The organism is Shewanella sp. SR44-4, from assembly GCF_014163715.1.
Taxonomy (GTDB): domain Bacteria; phylum Pseudomonadota; class Gammaproteobacteria; order Enterobacterales; family Shewanellaceae; genus Shewanella.
Genome location: NZ_JACJDU010000051.1, coordinates 1 through 15,627 on the forward strand (window position 1 = coordinate 1; position 15,627 = coordinate 15,627).

General features: G+C 41.0%; 13 protein-coding genes. 9 read left to right on the plus strand and 4 right to left on the minus strand.

Annotated features, from left to right (window positions below; genetic code table 11):
* Positions 1-1,048 precede the first annotated feature (1,048 nt).
* Positions 1,049-1,981, minus strand: coding sequence for a pyrimidine-specific ribonucleoside hydrolase RihA (rihA, locus tag H5125_RS18310; protein WP_182744948.1), 933 nt, complete (start codon positions 1,979-1,981; stop codon positions 1,049-1,051).
* A gap of 242 nt (positions 1,982-2,223) precedes the next feature.
* Between rihA and H5125_RS18315 the strand changes: the two genes are divergently transcribed.
* A complete protein-coding gene (locus H5125_RS18315; RefSeq protein WP_011639430.1) occupies positions 2,224-2,475 on the plus strand; it encodes a YkgJ family cysteine cluster protein in 252 nt (83 codons plus the stop codon).
* 35 nt (positions 2,476-2,510) lie between these two features.
* Complete coding sequence (locus tag H5125_RS18320) at positions 2,511-2,966, plus strand: Rrf2 family transcriptional regulator (RefSeq protein ID WP_101088681.1); 456 nt, start codon at positions 2,511-2,513, stop codon at positions 2,964-2,966.
* Here H5125_RS18320 and H5125_RS18325 read toward each other — a convergent pair.
* The 3 genes from H5125_RS18325 to gpmM form a co-directional block, all read right to left on the minus strand.
* Positions 2,941-3,699, minus strand: coding sequence for a divergent polysaccharide deacetylase family protein (locus H5125_RS18325; protein ID WP_409085888.1), 759 nt, complete (start codon positions 3,697-3,699; stop codon positions 2,941-2,943). The genes H5125_RS18320 and H5125_RS18325 overlap by 26 nt on opposite strands.
* Before the next feature lie 191 nt (positions 3,700-3,890).
* Positions 3,891-5,024, minus strand: coding sequence for a murein hydrolase activator EnvC (locus tag H5125_RS18330; RefSeq protein ID WP_101088679.1), 1,134 nt, complete (start codon positions 5,022-5,024; stop codon positions 3,891-3,893).
* 10 nt (positions 5,025-5,034) lie between these two features.
* Positions 5,035-6,576 (minus strand): 2,3-bisphosphoglycerate-independent phosphoglycerate mutase, encoded by a 1,542-nt coding sequence (gene gpmM / locus H5125_RS18335; RefSeq protein WP_182744950.1) that lies wholly within the window; start codon positions 6,574-6,576, stop codon positions 5,035-5,037.
* 251 nt (positions 6,577-6,827) lie between these two features.
* Between gpmM and H5125_RS18340 the strand changes: the two genes are divergently transcribed.
* The 7 genes from H5125_RS18340 (at position 6,828) to H5125_RS18370 (ending at position 15,617) form a co-directional block, all read left to right on the plus strand.
* Entirely contained in the window at positions 6,828-7,262 is a 435-nt protein-coding gene (locus H5125_RS18340) for a rhodanese-like domain-containing protein (protein WP_101088677.1), read from the plus strand.
* A gap of 208 nt (positions 7,263-7,470) precedes the next feature.
* Positions 7,471-7,944, plus strand: coding sequence for a protein-export chaperone SecB (gene secB / locus H5125_RS18345; protein ID WP_162024216.1), 474 nt, complete (start codon positions 7,471-7,473; stop codon positions 7,942-7,944).
* 3 nt (positions 7,945-7,947) lie between these two features.
* Positions 7,948-8,964, plus strand: a complete 1,017-nt coding sequence (gene gpsA / locus H5125_RS18350; protein WP_162024215.1) for an NAD(P)H-dependent glycerol-3-phosphate dehydrogenase — start codon at positions 7,948-7,950, stop codon at positions 8,962-8,964.
* A 124-nt stretch (positions 8,965-9,088) separates the two neighbouring features.
* Positions 9,089-10,270 (plus strand): NAD(P)/FAD-dependent oxidoreductase, encoded by a 1,182-nt coding sequence (locus tag H5125_RS18355; protein WP_182744951.1) that lies wholly within the window; start codon positions 9,089-9,091, stop codon positions 10,268-10,270.
* Between the two features lie 360 nt (positions 10,271-10,630).
* Entirely contained in the window at positions 10,631-12,667 is a 2,037-nt protein-coding gene (locus H5125_RS18360; protein ID WP_182744952.1) for a TonB-dependent siderophore receptor, read from the plus strand.
* Between the two features lie 10 nt (positions 12,668-12,677).
* Entirely contained in the window at positions 12,678-13,214 is a 537-nt protein-coding gene (locus H5125_RS18365; RefSeq protein WP_182744953.1) for a YfiR family protein, read from the plus strand.
* A gap of 366 nt (positions 13,215-13,580) precedes the next feature.
* Entirely contained in the window at positions 13,581-15,617 is a 2,037-nt protein-coding gene (locus H5125_RS18370) for a TonB-dependent siderophore receptor (RefSeq protein WP_182744954.1), read from the plus strand.
* Positions 15,618-15,627: the final 10 nt, after the last annotated feature.

The window sequence follows — 15,627 nt, forward strand, 5'->3', positions numbered from 1 at the left end:
GGTAGTTCAGTTGGTTAGAATACCGGCCTGTCACGCCGGGGGTCGCGGGTTCGAGTCCCGTCCGCTCCGCCAATTACATAGAAGCCTCGTCTAACGACGAGGCTTTTTTGTATCTGAAGCTTACCGATTTTTCCCGAACAGATATCAACAGCCACAAGCGCTGCATTAATTTAATTGGTCCAATAACGTTCCCGGTATTGCTTAGCACTCATCCAATCTATTTGGACGGTTGACTCTCAATCAATAGAAAGTGACCAGTCACGCCGGGGGTTTAGGTCCACTCTTATTATCATTGTCTGCTTTGTCATGATATCAAAGTCTCGTCTAACGACGAGGCTTTTTTTGTATCTGAAATTTACGTGTTATACCAATCTCATTAAATATCTGGTCAGTTCAGCGTCTCTCAGGTTTTTCAATTCAAGGCGCATTGATGTAGAAATGGTTGTTGCCTTTTTAATCGATGTAACACAGAAGTGGAATAACTGAGAGACTCCATTCTGGCGGGTTTCAAAGTCCTTTATGCTTTGTTAGATGTTTTCAAAATACGACGGCATGGTATATTTTTTTCCATAAAAAATAAGACATCCCCACCATCCATGGCGGTCAGATGCTGGAGGTAGAGTAACGCAGGAGCTTATTACCGAGAATCACTATTCGATTCAATAATCTGCCTTGCCTACAGCACTTTGAACTCCCGCTGAAAGATCACATATTTAATAGGATTGGTATTAACTCCAAATTGATATACATAGCTAAAAGCTGAGTGTTAGTTAAGTTAGATTAAAAGTTTATCGAGATTGTGTACCATTTATTATTGGGTGTGGATTATAGAGATAATAAAATAGTCTTTGTCGTATGGGCCGCTGGTTCATTGTTTATTGCTGTAGTTAGTTTTAGGGAATACTAATTGTTAACTAATTAAGCAGAGGAAAATGTTTGAATACAGACACTTGCTCGGTATTGGTACTGCAGATAACGAATATGATATTAATAGTTATCCGCAGTTATATACCATGCAGGTTACTTTTATCTGCATGGCATGAGTTTGTTAGTAATCGCTTAGACGTTCTACGATAAAGTCGACAAAACCCGTTCGGTTAATATTAAACAGTACTTTTGCATTGTGCGGTTTACCGGTTAATTGATAGCGATCAACCACTGTCATTCCCTGTGTATATTCCCCCTTAGTTTCAACACCTACCCAACAATCAACCGTAGTAAACAGTGATGGATTAAGTAACCATGCGATGGTGCAAGGGTCATGTAGTGGTGCCCCAGTGAATCCCCATTTAGGGTCGCGGTGATAAATCATAAAGAAGTCGAGTAGTTCCGCAACACATTGCGCGATAGGATTATTAATGGCTCTAATTCGCTCAATATCCTCATCCATAATCTGGGCTTGGTGGGTGACATCTAGTCCGCACATTACGATTGGCAAGCCAGATTTGAATACCATATCTGCAGCTTCAGGGTCGACAAAAATATTAAATTCAGCAGCTGGTGTCCAATTGCCCACACCTGCAGCGCCACCCATCAGAACGATACTATCTATGTTGTGATGTAACTCAGGATGAGCAGCTAGAAACAGCGCAATATTAGTTAACGGTCCAGTTGGAACAAGTGTGACGGGTTGCTTACTGTTACGCACTTTTTCGGCCATCAGTTCAATAGCCGTTTGTTCTACAGGTGCAAAGGCTGGATCGGGCAATTTGGGTCCATCCAGACCACTCTCGCCGTGAACATTATCTGCAATGATCAGATCACGAGCTAATGGCTTAAGGGCGCCACTTGCAACAGGTATATCATGACGACCCAATAGTGTTAGTACACGTAAAGCATTGTTTAAGGTTTTGTCTGGTGTTTGGTTGCCGGCACTGGTGGTGACAGCTAATACATCAAGCTTTGTAGAGCTAAGCGCTAAAATAAGTGAGATGGCATCGTCATGACCGGGATCACAGTCGAGAATTACAGGACGTTTCATGGGTAATTTCCTTATTCTATAAGAGGGTATAATGTACCACTATGACTGTTGTGTGCTTAATGCTTAAGAACTAAAAATGTGATCTAATATACAATGGCATAGTGGTTGAAGAAATGCTCGAGAGTAACTTGCCTTAGCTCGGCGACTATTTCAATTATTCTCGATACCAATAATGTAATTAAACATGTCGTTAAGAGTACATTCTTGTAAAATACAGTGCTTTTTATTTAGTGGGTAAAGTTATGGATTGTCGTTTGGGTTGTGGTGCCTGCTGCATTGCGCCTTCTATCACTAGTGCAATACCAGGCATGCCAATGGGGAAACCTGCTGGGGTGCGTTGTATTCAATTAAATGCCGATAATCTGTGTATGATTTTTGGTCAACCAGAACGTCCAGATGTTTGTGCTGAGTTTAGTGCAAGTATTGATGTGTGCGGCACCACAAATGAACAAGCTTTATGGTTGATCACTGATTTAGAGTCTTCAACATGCTAATCTGCGTTTATTACTTACCTTGGATATTTTAGATCATGCAATTAACCCGATATACAGATTTTGGTATTCGCATTTTGATGTATCTTGCGGTGCAATCTGAACGCGAAAGTTTGTTTCGAATAGCTGAAGTGACTAGTGTGTTTGACCTTTCTTCAAACCATGTAGCCAAGATTATCCATCAATTGGGAAAAAAGGGATATTTGCAGACGGTCAGAGGTAAAAGTGGTGGTTTTAGATTAGCAAAAGCTGCTGATGAGGTGTTAATTGGGCAATTGGTCCGTGATTTAGAGCATTCACTATCACCTATTGATTGTGACTCACCTTATTGCCGATTTACGCCAATATGTCAATTAAAAGGCGTGTTGGGTCAAGCTGTTACAGCTTATCTGGCGGTACTTGATCAATATACCTTAGCTGATATTGTATCCAATAAAACGGAAATTTTATCTACACTACCTGACTTATCTATTTCAGTGTTGCAGTTGGATTAGGCAGACTTGCTGTCGTGACATTCATATCATCAAATAATTGAGATGTTGGTACTAATGTGATGCCATTATCGTTCAAACGAGCTAAATTAGCGTTTAAAAATCGAATGGTCTCTGGGTAAGGATGTGCAATAACAACCAGCTTATCTTGCCGTTTGGATTGCGTAATCATCTGCTGAAACTGACGTTCAAGCGCACGTTCACTAATGTCGTTATCTAAAAATATGTGTCTTCTCAGTGATGGTACTCCAAGCTGCATCGCTTTGTTGCTGGCTTTGGTATATTTAGTGGTAAAACTATCGACAAAAAACAACTGCTGCTGCTTTAAACTCTGCATTACCCATAACATCGGTTCATCCATTTGAGTCAGTAAACTCCCCATATGATTATTAGCCCCTTTAGCAAACGGGATATTAGAGAACGCACTTTGTAACTGTTGTTTAATTTGTGTCTCATTCATATCATTGGTTAGCCCTCCAGGTCCTAAAGCTTTGCCATTTAAGGCTTGCATTGGTAGGTGTAACATTATTTCATGACCTTTATGATAACCATCTTGCGCAAGTTTTTGTCCTAGCGGAGTATGGGGCAACACCGATAAAGTGATCGAATTGGGTAATGACAATGCTGCTTCGTCAGTTAGGCGATAACCAATATCGTCAATGATAATGGCTAATTTAGTCGCTGTAGCGGGCATGATGCTACATAAGCATAGTAGGAGTAATAGTAGGTTTCGCACGAATTTAGCTTATCTGGTTGTGTGAGTTTTATTGTTCAATGATATCTACATAACGGCGTGATTATAGACACAGTTATACCCGTTGATATAGTGCTAATTAATCGGGCCGTTAACCGCTTTCTTTGGCAAGGCATAATGCTATACCTTGTAATACGTTGAACCATTGAATATTAGCAGTACGTGTTTTGCTATTAACGACAATAATAGGCTGGGTCGACAGCCTTACCTTTATTACGGATTTCGAAATATAACCCTGGTTCGCTTTGCCCACCTGAACGGCCAACAAGCGCAATAGACTCGCCAGTTTTCACCATATCCCCAGGTTGTCTTAATAGTGTTTGGGCGTGACCGTATAGGCTCATATAACCCTTACCATGATCAATAACTAACACCATACCAAAACCACGTAACCAGTCGGCATAAATAACTTTTCCTGATGCCACAGCATTGATATTTTGTCCTTCAGGTGCGGCAAGTACAGTTCCTTTCCAAACAATTTGTCCAGAACGGTTGCTACCAAATCGTTTACTCACTCTGCCGTTAGTTGGCCATTTTAATTTGGCTTTTTGACTGACTAATCCATCCATGGTTGGATTGGCTTTTGCGGCAAGCATTGCTTGTTGCACTATACGTTTTAAACTTGCCTCTTCTATTTGCAGTTGCTCTAATTCCGCACCTTTACTGGATAAGGTTCTTTGTAGTTGAGTCAATGTTTGTTGGCGTTGGCCTTGCTCTTTGGTTAATTGCAGCGCTTGTTGCTTTTGATCTATCACTAAAGCATTGAGTTTTTGCTTTGCTGTTACTTGCTGTTGCTTAACTTTATTAAGATCAATGCTAGTTTGCTTGAGTTGTTGAATAGCTTTTATGCGGGCATTGTTGAGAAATTGATAATACGCCAGCATGCGCTCAACTGTGGCCGGATTTTGCTGATTCAGCATCATCTTAGTGTAATCATGATTACCTGCCAAATAAGCGCTAGATAACTGTTTTGATAAGGTGTCTTGCTGACTTTTTTTAAGCTTGGCTAAATCTATCTGCTGTTTATCCAAGTTGCTAAGTTTGGCGTTAACTTCAGTCAACGAATTTTGTGATTGATTGACTTTTTTAGCTGCTTTTGCAATCGCTTGCTCGTCACTTTTTAGTAACGCAATAAGCTTCTCGCGTTGCCTTGAGGTGTCTTTGAGCGAATTTTGTTGTTGGTTTATTTGTGCTTGAATAGACTTCAAAGCCGACTGGCGTGAAGACAAATCAGCACTATTTGCCGTAAATGAAAAGATTAGAAAGCCAGCAACAATGCTGGCTTTAATAAATAAACGAGTTATCACGAGTTAATGTTTACTCTTTAAGGTCAATGATACAGCGTCCACTCATTTCTTTCGGGATGCTTTGGCCCATTAAGGTTAACATAGTTGGCGCAATATCGCTCAAGCGTCCACCATCTTTTATCACGGCATCACGACCGACATAAACGAACGGTACCAAGTTACTGGTGTGAGCTGTAAATGCTTGTCCGTTAGAAGGATCTTTCATTTTTTCGGCATTACCATGATCGGCAGTAATCAAGCATTCGCCATCAACTTTAGCTAACGCTTCGACGACACGACCAATACATGCATCAACCGCTTCACAAGCTTTAACTGCGGCATCAAAGTTACCGCTATGGCCGACCATATCACCATTTGGATAGTTACAAATGATGACATCATATTTTGTAGATTCTATCGCGGCGACCAATTTATCGGTTAATTCTGTCGAGCTCATTTCAGGTTGCAGATCATACGTTGCGACCTTAGGTGACTGAATTAAAATACGATCTTCACCTTCGAATGGCTCTTCTTTACCACCATTGAAAAAGAAAGTCACATGAGCATATTTTTCAGTTTCCGAAATACGCAGCTGGGTCTTACCCTGGTTTTGCAGGGTTTCGCCTAAAGTATTGACTAAATCACTCGATGGATAGGCTACCGGAGCATTAATGTCTGCAGCGTAGTCAGTTAACATCACAAAGTTGATTTTTGGTGTTTTATTACGTTTAAACCCGTCAAAATCTGGACTCACGAAAGTGCGGGTGATTTGGCGAGCACGATCAGCACGGAAATTCATAAATATCAGTGAATCATTATCGCTTAATACGGCAGCTTCGCCTTGCGCATCAACAATGGCAGATGCTGCAACAAACTCATCGTTTTCATCACGAGCATATGCCGCTTCAAGCGCTTCTGGTGCCGAAGCATAAGCGAACTTACCTTTAGCTTCGGTGATTAATTCGTAGGCTTGCGATACGCGATCCCAACGATTATCACGATCCATGGCAAAATATCGACCAATAATTGAGGCTGTACGGCCATGACCTAATTCAGCAAATAGCTCATCAAAATGGACCAAGCTATTTTTCGCGCTACGGGGTGGCGTATCACGGCCATCTAAAAAGGCATGTAAGTACACTTTTGTTGCGCCGCGTTCAACAGCCATACGGCACATAGCTTCAATGTGCTCTTCATGGCTGTGTACACCACCGGCAGACAATAGCCCCATAATGTGCACCGCACCATTTGCGGCAATGGCTTTGTCTACTGCATCGCAAAGTGCTGCGTTTTGTTCAAACTCATGGTCTACAATTGCTTTACTGATGCGGGTGAGTTCTTGATAAACAATTCGGCCAGAACCAATATTGATGTGGCCAACTTCAGAGTTACCCATTTGACCATCGGGTAATCCGACGTCAATACCAGAACCTGAAATAAGACTGTGAGGGTATTGTGCATTGAGCTTATCTAAGACAGGAGTGTTGGCATGAAAAACCGCGTTATCTTGCGTGTCTTCACTGTAACCCCAACCATCAAGGATAAGTAATGCGAGTGGACGTTTTTTAGCCATTTGCAAGTACCTTATTAAGTTAAAATAGAAGTGTTATAAAATTTCAATTGTATGAATATTACTACTTATCGATAGTGTGCAAAAGGCATATAGGTTTGAAGATATAACTAAAGCAGCTGATAACGAGGGGCGAGTCACGAATAACTCGGCGTAAACCGTTTATTTTAGGTGTTTCTTTAATGAAAACTGCCGAGCAAAACGATATACTCGAGGCCATCTCATCTTAGTCATCGTCAGAGAAATCAGTAATTATGCAAGAATATATGGAATTTTTTAAAGCGAATCCAATGTTAAGCTTAGCGTGGGTCGGCTTGTTTGTAGCACTTGTTGTTAGTGTCATTAAATCTGGTACATCAAAAGTGAAAAATGTCAGTCATCAAGAGCTAACACTCATGGTGAATAAGCAAGATGCCAAACTCGTTGATGTGCGTGGCAAAGAAGAATTTAAGAAAGGCCATATTGTTGATTCACTCAATGTGACCTTATCAGAAATTAAAAATAATCAAGTCACTAGCCTTGAAAAGTTTAAAACTAGCCCCATTATATTAGTATGTAACTCAGGTATGACATCGTCACAAGCAGCTCAACTTCTTACTAAACAAGGATTTGAAAACGTGTTTAACCTTAAAGGTGGCATGGGCGAATGGCAAGGTGCTAATTTACCAGTAGTGAAAAGCAAGCGTTAATATGGTTGCTTAATGGTATTCAGTGTTAACGAATTTGGGTATGAGTTAACACGGTTTATTATCAAGATCTTGTTCGTTATCATTTATCGAGCTGGATCAACTTTACGGGATAGCACTAATGTTAGATTAATTCTTTATGCATTGAGTGTGAAAGCCCAACACAATTAGCTTCACAGAAAAGCTAAATAACATTGATAGGTAGGAAATTATGGCTGAAGTAGCAAACAACGAAGCACAAGCACCACAGTTCAACATTCAGCGTATTTATACAAAGGATTTGTCTTTTGAAACGCCAAACAGCCCTGCTGTTTTCCAGAAAGAATGGAACCCAGAAGTAAAATTAGATTTAGATACTCGCAGCAACAAATTGTCTGACGACACATACGAAGTGATTTTATCACTGACTGTTACAGCTAAAAATGGCGAAGACACCGCATTTTTATGTGAAGTTCAGCAAGCGGGTATTTTCTCGATTGTGGGTTTAACTGAGCAACAACTTGCCCATTCTTTAGGTGCATATTGCCCTAACGTATTGTTCCCATACGCACGTGAATTAGTTGGCAACTTAGTTGGCCGTGGTACTTTCCCACAACTAAACCTTGCTCCAGTGAATTTTGATGCTCTATTTGCTCAGTACGTTCAACAGCGTCAAGCTGCTGCAACTGAAGAAACAACTGCGTAATTTATGAATAACGCTGCCGAAATTACGGTATTAGGGGCGGGGTCTTATGGCACCGCCCTTGCTATTTCTTTAGCCAGCAATGGCCATAAGACATTGCTTTGGGGTCACGATCCTAAAAGCATGCAAGTATTAGCGGAAAGCCGCAGTAATGAACGTTTTTTGCCTGGCATTCAGTTTCCTGATTGTTTATCCATCGAAGCTGATTTAGGCAAAGCCTTAGCCGCCAGCAAGAATATTTTGGTTGTTGTACCAAGCCATGTATTTGGTGACGTGCTTAAGCAAGCAAAACCATTATTGCGTGACGACGCACGTATTGTGTGGGCGACCAAGGGCTTAGAGCCTGAAACTGGCCGTTTATTACAAGATGTTGCTCGTGAGCAATTAGGTGAACATTATCCACTAGCTGTGTTATCTGGGCCTACCTTTGCCAAAGAATTAGCCGCTGGTTTACCTACCGCTATTTCGGTTGCGGGTACTTGCCCACAGTTTACCCATGACTTAGTCGAATTGCTTCATAGTCCAAAACGCTTGCGTGTATACGCAAATGACGATTTTATCGGCATACAATTAGGCGGAGCGGTTAAAAACGTGATTGCCATTGGTGCAGGTATGTCCGACGGTATTGGCTTTGGTGCAAATGCGCGTACCGCACTCATTACTCGTGGTTTAGTTGAACTGAGCCGTTTAGGTGAAGCTATCGGCGCCGATGCATCAACCTTCATGGGTATGGCGGGTTTAGGTGACTTAGTATTAACTTGTACCGATAATCAGTCGCGTAATCGTCGTTTTGGTTTGGCTTTAGGTCAAGGCAAAGACGTTATCACCGCGCAAGAAGAAATCGGTCAAGTAGTCGAAGGTTATCGAAATACTAAAGAAGTGTTTACCTTAGCCAAGCGCCTAGGGGTAGAAATGCCGATCACCGAGCAAATTTACCAAGTCTTATACCAAGGTAAAGCACCGGTTGAAGCAGCAAAAGAGTTACTTAGTCGAGACAAGAAATCTGAAACGCTGAAAAAATAGTGCAACAGAGCGGCTAAGTTAACCGTGAATAGATACTAAAAAGGATGCTAAAATAGCATCCTTTTTTGCATTTAATATTTATCAATTAAATACAAAACAACCCATTTAAAGTGTGGAGTAAAACGTGAAACATCATGACGTAATTATTATCGGCGCCGGCGCGGCAGGATTAATGTGTGCTGCTACTGCGGGCTATCGAGGTCGTGATGTATTGGTGCTAGACAATGCCAAACAAGCTGGTAAAAAAATTCTTATCAGTGGTGGCGGGCGTTGTAACTTTACCAACCAAAAAGTTGAACCACATCAGTTTATTTGTGGCAACCCACACTTTGTCAAATCGGCATTAGCCCGCTATCGTTCAAGCGATTTTATTGAGTTGGTTGAGCGTCATGGTATTGAATACCATGAACGTGAGCATGGGCAGTTATTTTGTAATGACTCAGCCAAAGAGATCGTTACCATGTTAATGACTGAATGCGAGTGGGCCGGCGTTAAGGTAAAGCTGCGTACTGAAATGCTATCTGTTAGTAAAACGGATACAGGATTTAATTTAACTACCTCAAATGGTGATTTTAGCTGCGAGTCATTAGTGATAGCGACTGGCGGTTTATCCATGCCCAAATTAGGTGCTACGCCTTATGGCTATAAGCTGGCAGAGCAATTTGGTTTAACGGTGTTATCAACCAGTGCTGGTTTAGTTCCATTTACGTGGCATGCCGAACAAAAAGTTCGCTTTGAGCCGTTATCGGGTATTGCCGCGCCAACAACCATTACCGCCCAAGACGGCACTCAATTTAGCGAGGCCTTGTTGTTTACTCATCGTGGTCTATCAGGCCCAGCAGTACTGCAAATTTCTAATTATTGGCAACCAGGTGAAGCTATTTCTATCAATTTATTACCGGGTGAAAACGCGTTAGATAAAATTGAATTTGCACTGAAACATCATCCAAAGCAAAGCCTACGCAACACCTTAAGCCAGTGGTTACCTAAACGCTTGGTTGAAACACTATTTGACGAGTCTCAACTGGATAAAGCATTAAACCAACTCGGCCACGGCGAGCGAGAAAAACTCGCTAACGACTTAAACGACTGGTCTATTACCATGAATGGCACCGAAGGTTACCGCACCGCAGAAGTCACTTTAGGCGGCGTTGACACCAATGAATTGTCATCTAAAACCATGCAAGCTAATAAGGTACCAGGTTTGTATTTCATTGGTGAGGTAATGGACGTAAGTGGTTGGTTAGGTGGATTTAATTTTCAATGGGCTTGGAGCTCTGGTGTTGCTGCAGGATTGGCAGTTTAATTGTGTGTAGTGACAATAAAGTTTGCCCGTAAGCACTAAAGTTTGCCCGTAAGTGCAAATAACCCGTAGTGGCCAACTCATTTTTAACGATGCTACATGCTGAATTCAGGACGACGTTAAACGAAAAGCTGATTAAAGGGTTTCCTTATGGGTAAACTCTTTTGTCATTATTTCGATCACTAATATTTTTTATTGTTCTGCACAAGATCTACCACTCAAAAATTACTTAATATCTTATCCTGTAACATACTTTTTCAACTTAATCGTGTAAGTTAATCGTGTAAATTAATTGTGAACTTTTTATTCTTTAGTCAGTAAACTCTCACAATTGTCGTTAGCTTAATAAGGGAATTGTTGAAAATGTTAAAGTTGAACCTTGTTTCTTATTCCGTGCTATTAGCCTTTTTGGCTAGTTACAGTGCAATTGCCAACGAATCAAACTCTCTCGATCTTAGTCTGCAAGAGTTACTGAATGTCGAAGTCACTTCGGTATCAAAACAAAAACAGTCTTTGTCGAATTCGCCCGCAGCAATCTATGTCATCACAAGCGAACATATTCGTAATTCAGGTGCTACTTCAATCCCGCAAGTGCTTCGCGATGTACCAGGGCTGCATGTAGGGCAGATTGACTCTCAAAAGTGGGCTATCAGCAGCCGAGGTTTTAATGGGCGCTATAACAACAAATTACTCGTATTGATGGATGGCCGAACCCTGTATTCGCCAATATTTTCAGGTGTCTACTGGGAGGTTCAAGATACGCTTATGGCCGATATTGAACGCATCGAAGTTATTCGCGGGCCTAGCGCAGCGATGTGGGGTGCCAATGCAGTAAACGGTGTGATTAATATTATTACCAAACACAGTGCAGATACATCTGGTGGCTATGCAGAATTGGGGGCCGGAGATTATGAGCAAGGATTTGCTGGTTTTCGTTATGGTTCCACATTGTCTGACAATGCAACATCAAGAGTGTATGTAAAAGGCCATAGCAGAGACTCGCTTGAGTATAATTCGCAAGATCTCGATAGAGCTCTTGCGGAGCAATTAGCCACAGTCGAGAAAGAAAATGACTGGACGCATTTTCAAGTTGGAGGTCGCGTTGATATAGAGCTCGAGACGGGCACAAGCCTCATGTTGAGCAGTGATGTGTATCGTACTGAAATGCAGCAGACCTCCTATTACCCATCATTAGTTGGGCCTTCATATCGTGAATTTAACCGTGATGAAATAAGCAGTGATGGCTTTAATCTATTATCAAAACTCACTAAAGCATTATCGTCGACCTCTCAATATAGCCTTCAAGCCTACTACGATTATGCAAAAAGAGATGATGACTGGTACGGATTTAGTAGTGAAACGGTTGATGTTGATTTTCAGCATCAGCTACTTGTTGGACAAAATCATAGTATTGTCTGGGGGCTTGGTTACCGTTTTATACAAGATGATTTCGACCAAAGCAGTATTATCGTAAGTAGCGAGCCAGAATCGACACGAACCAATTTGTGGAGTGCATTTGTTCGTGATGAGATTACGTTAGTCGAAGATGAGTTGTGGCTGACGTTAGCGTCACGTTTTGAACACTATGACTACACTGGCTTTGAGGTCCAACCGAATGCTCGCCTGATGTGGCAGTTGAATAAAAAAAATAATCTGTGGGCCTCTGTTGCACGCGCAGTCAGAACACCGTCACGGATAGAGAATAATCTATCGGTGAACTCACAAATCATACCGCCTTCAGTTCAGTCGCCATTGGTCAGTATATGGGTGGCTGGTAACGAGGATTATAAATCTGAAGTCATCATTTCGTATGAGGTAGGTTATCGATTTACGCCCGCTAAAAAATGGTCATTTGATTCAACAATTTTTTATAACGATTATGACCAATTGCGCAATGCTCCAGCCAGTGCAACAGATTTCAGCACATTTCCCAATTACATTTCGCAATACTTAACATTCAGTAATGATCTTGATGGATATAACTATGGATTCGAGCTCTCATCTCAGTGGGCTGCAACTGATACTATCCAATTCAAAGTAAATTATAGTTTTACTCAAAATGAATTTGGTGCCAGTCAAAGTCAAAATACTGATGCCCCAGAGCATATGATATCGACAATGATGGATTGGAGCATTAGCGATAATGTTGATTTTAATCTAGTTTGGCGTGTTATTGATGAAGCTTACGTATTGAATATCAATGACCTTAGTACTAAGGAAATTGATAGCTATAGCGGAGTTGATTTAGGACTGCACTGGAAGGTTAAGCCTGATGTCATGTTATCAGCATTCGGGAAAAATTTACTTCATCCTGCAAACCTTGAGTTTGAAGGAGAAAGTTACCAACTCCCTTATCGTGTGGGACCAAGTTATTATATTAAAGCTACTTTGACCTTTTAGGGTAGCAGCATTGAAAAACTCAAATTTAAGTCGACAGTTACTGTATTCATTATTGGTCGTGGGAGCTATTTTGCTTCCGCGAGTCTCTATGGCGCAGAACGTATTCGAGTTAAAAGCGGCATTAACCTATAACTTTGCTAAGTTTACTCAATGGCCTGAAGTGCGTCTTGATGCACAATCCGCGTGGAAAATATGTTATTTCAACAATCAATATCACGATAGTTTTATGGGGCTCTCTGATAAAACACTGTTCACTCAATCTGTCATGATTATTCAGTTGTCAGACACAAGTAAAATCGAACAGTGTGATGTAGTTTTTATTGACGCTAATTCTAGAGGCATAACACATCGCTTATTATTGACGGTAGAGAATAAAGCTATTTTAACGGTTTCGGATATTACCGGTTTTGCAATGCAAGGTGGGATGATTGAAATTGTCGAGCAAGATAAGCGATTACAATTCAAGGTTAATATGCAAGTGTTAGAAAAGTCAGGATTAAAGATCAGCTCCCAAGTATTAAAATTAGCCCTTGAGGTTAAGCGTTAACATCATTAATTGTTCACCGCAAAAAAGGTTATCGTTTAGCATAATACATCGCAGCATGACGCGATATTATCGTGAGCAATCTTTCTATCAGCGATTATGTTTAATCTTTCGGCGCAGCCCAAAAACGGCAACTTGCTAATGATATTGTTGCATTGGCCGATATTTATATTTGTGTCCTCAAAAATTAGCATAAGTTCAAAATTGAGACCTTCGACGGTTCATTTTTCGTGAGTTGTTGAGGTAATATTGCTATGTTTATTGTGCAACACACTTTCAACTTAATCGAATAAGTTGAAAGTGTGATGTAAATTATTTAATCAACAGATTGGCATGCCTGCCTTTAGCTTGACGAAGGAATTATTGAATATGTTAAAGCTGAAAATGGCTTGTTATTCTGCGTTATGTATTTTTCTTGCAAGTTCTACAGCTATAGCGGCTGAATCAGACTCTTTGGATCTCAGTCTACAAGAGTTAATGAATGTTGAAGTGACTTCTGTATCAAAGCAAAAACAGCTTTTATCTAATTCACCCGCTGCAATTTATGTCGTCACCAGCGAAAGTATTCGTCGCTCTGGGGCAACCTCAATCCCACAAGCACTTCGCGATGTGCCAGGGCTGCATGTTGCGCAGATTGATTCACAAAAATGGGCCATCGGTAGCCGTGGTTTTAACGGCCGCTACAATAACAAACTATTGGTATTGATGGATGGTAGAACCCTTTATTCTCCAGCTTTCTCCGGTGTTTATTGGGAAGTACAAGACACACTCATGGCTGATATTGAACGTATCGAAGTCATCCGTGGTCCAAGTGCTGCTTTGTGGGGCGCCAATGCGGTTAATGGTGTGATTAACATTATTACCAAACACAGTGCCGACACATTAGGAGGCTATGCAGAGCTAGGTGCCGGAGATTATGAACAAGGTTTTGCTGGTTTTCGTTATGGTTCGACATTGTCTGACAAGGTCACGTCGAGAGTATATTTAAAAGGCCATGAAAGAGATTCGTTTGAGCTTGACCCAAATGATCTTGAGAGTGATTTACTGGTACCATTTGCTGATGCTGGCAAAGATAATAGCTGGCAGCATCTGCAATTAGGTGGGCGCATTGATATTCAGCTTGAGACAGACACAAGCCTCACGTTAAGCAGCGACTTTTATACGTCGAAGATGCAGCAAGCACCTAATATTGCATCAACAGACGCGCCGCTATACCGAGAGTATTATACTGACGAAGTCAAAAGTGATGGCTTTAATCTGTTATCAAAGTACACCAAAGCATTATCGGCAACCTCTGAATATAGTGTGCAAACTTATTACGATTATGCCAACAGAGATGAAAATTTATATGGTTTAAGCAGTGAAACATTTGATGTTGATTTTCAACATCAGTTAATTGTTGGACAAAATCATAATGTTGTTTGGGGATTAGGATATCGTTATATACAAGATGATCTCGGCTCCAGCCCTATTCTAGAAAGTAGTGAGGCTTTCTCGACAAATACTGATTTGTGGAGTGCATTCATCAGTGACGATATTATGTTAGTTAAAGACGAGTTGTGGCTTACTCTGGCTTCGCGCTTTGAACGTAATGATTACACTGGTTTTGAAGTTCAACCCAATATTCGTCTTAGATGGCAGTTAGATGCAAAAAACAGTGTATGGACTTCTATTGCTCGAGCAGTGCGAACCCCGTCAAGATTAGAAAATAATATATCTGTAAATGGCCTGAATATACCGCCTTCTGACGAGGCCCCACTGGTTAAGGTATGGGTGTCGGGTAACGACAACTTTGAATCCGAAGAAATTATCTCATACGAGATGGGGTATCGTTTTATTCCGGCAAGCCAATGGTCTTTTGATACTACCGTGTTTTATAACGATTATGACAAACTGCGCAGTACTTCAATAGCTGCAACAGATTTCAGTACATTTCCTAATTACATTTCGCAACATTACCTATTTGGAAATAGCTTGGACGGATATAACTATGGGGCTGAGTTATCTTCGTTATGGGCTGCAACGGATGCGCTTCAGTTTAGAGTCAATTACAGCTTTATCCAAAGCGAATTTGGTGACAGTTTAAATCAGAATACCGACGCACCAGAGCATATGTTGTCGACCATAATTGATTGGAATATTACCGATGATGTTGATGTTAACTTCGTATGGCGTTTTGTCGATAGCACTAACTTAATAAGTCAAAACGGCACAAGTATAAAGACAATTTCTAGCTATCATAGTGTTGATATTGGAGTGAGTTGGGACATCACGCCTGAGGCTACACTATCGGCCTACGGGAAAAATTTACTTCACCCAGCCCACCTTGAATATGAAGGAGAAAGCTTACAATTCCCTTATCGGGTAGGGCCAAGTTACTTTGTTAAAATGACTTTAACTTTTTAAGGTCGCGACA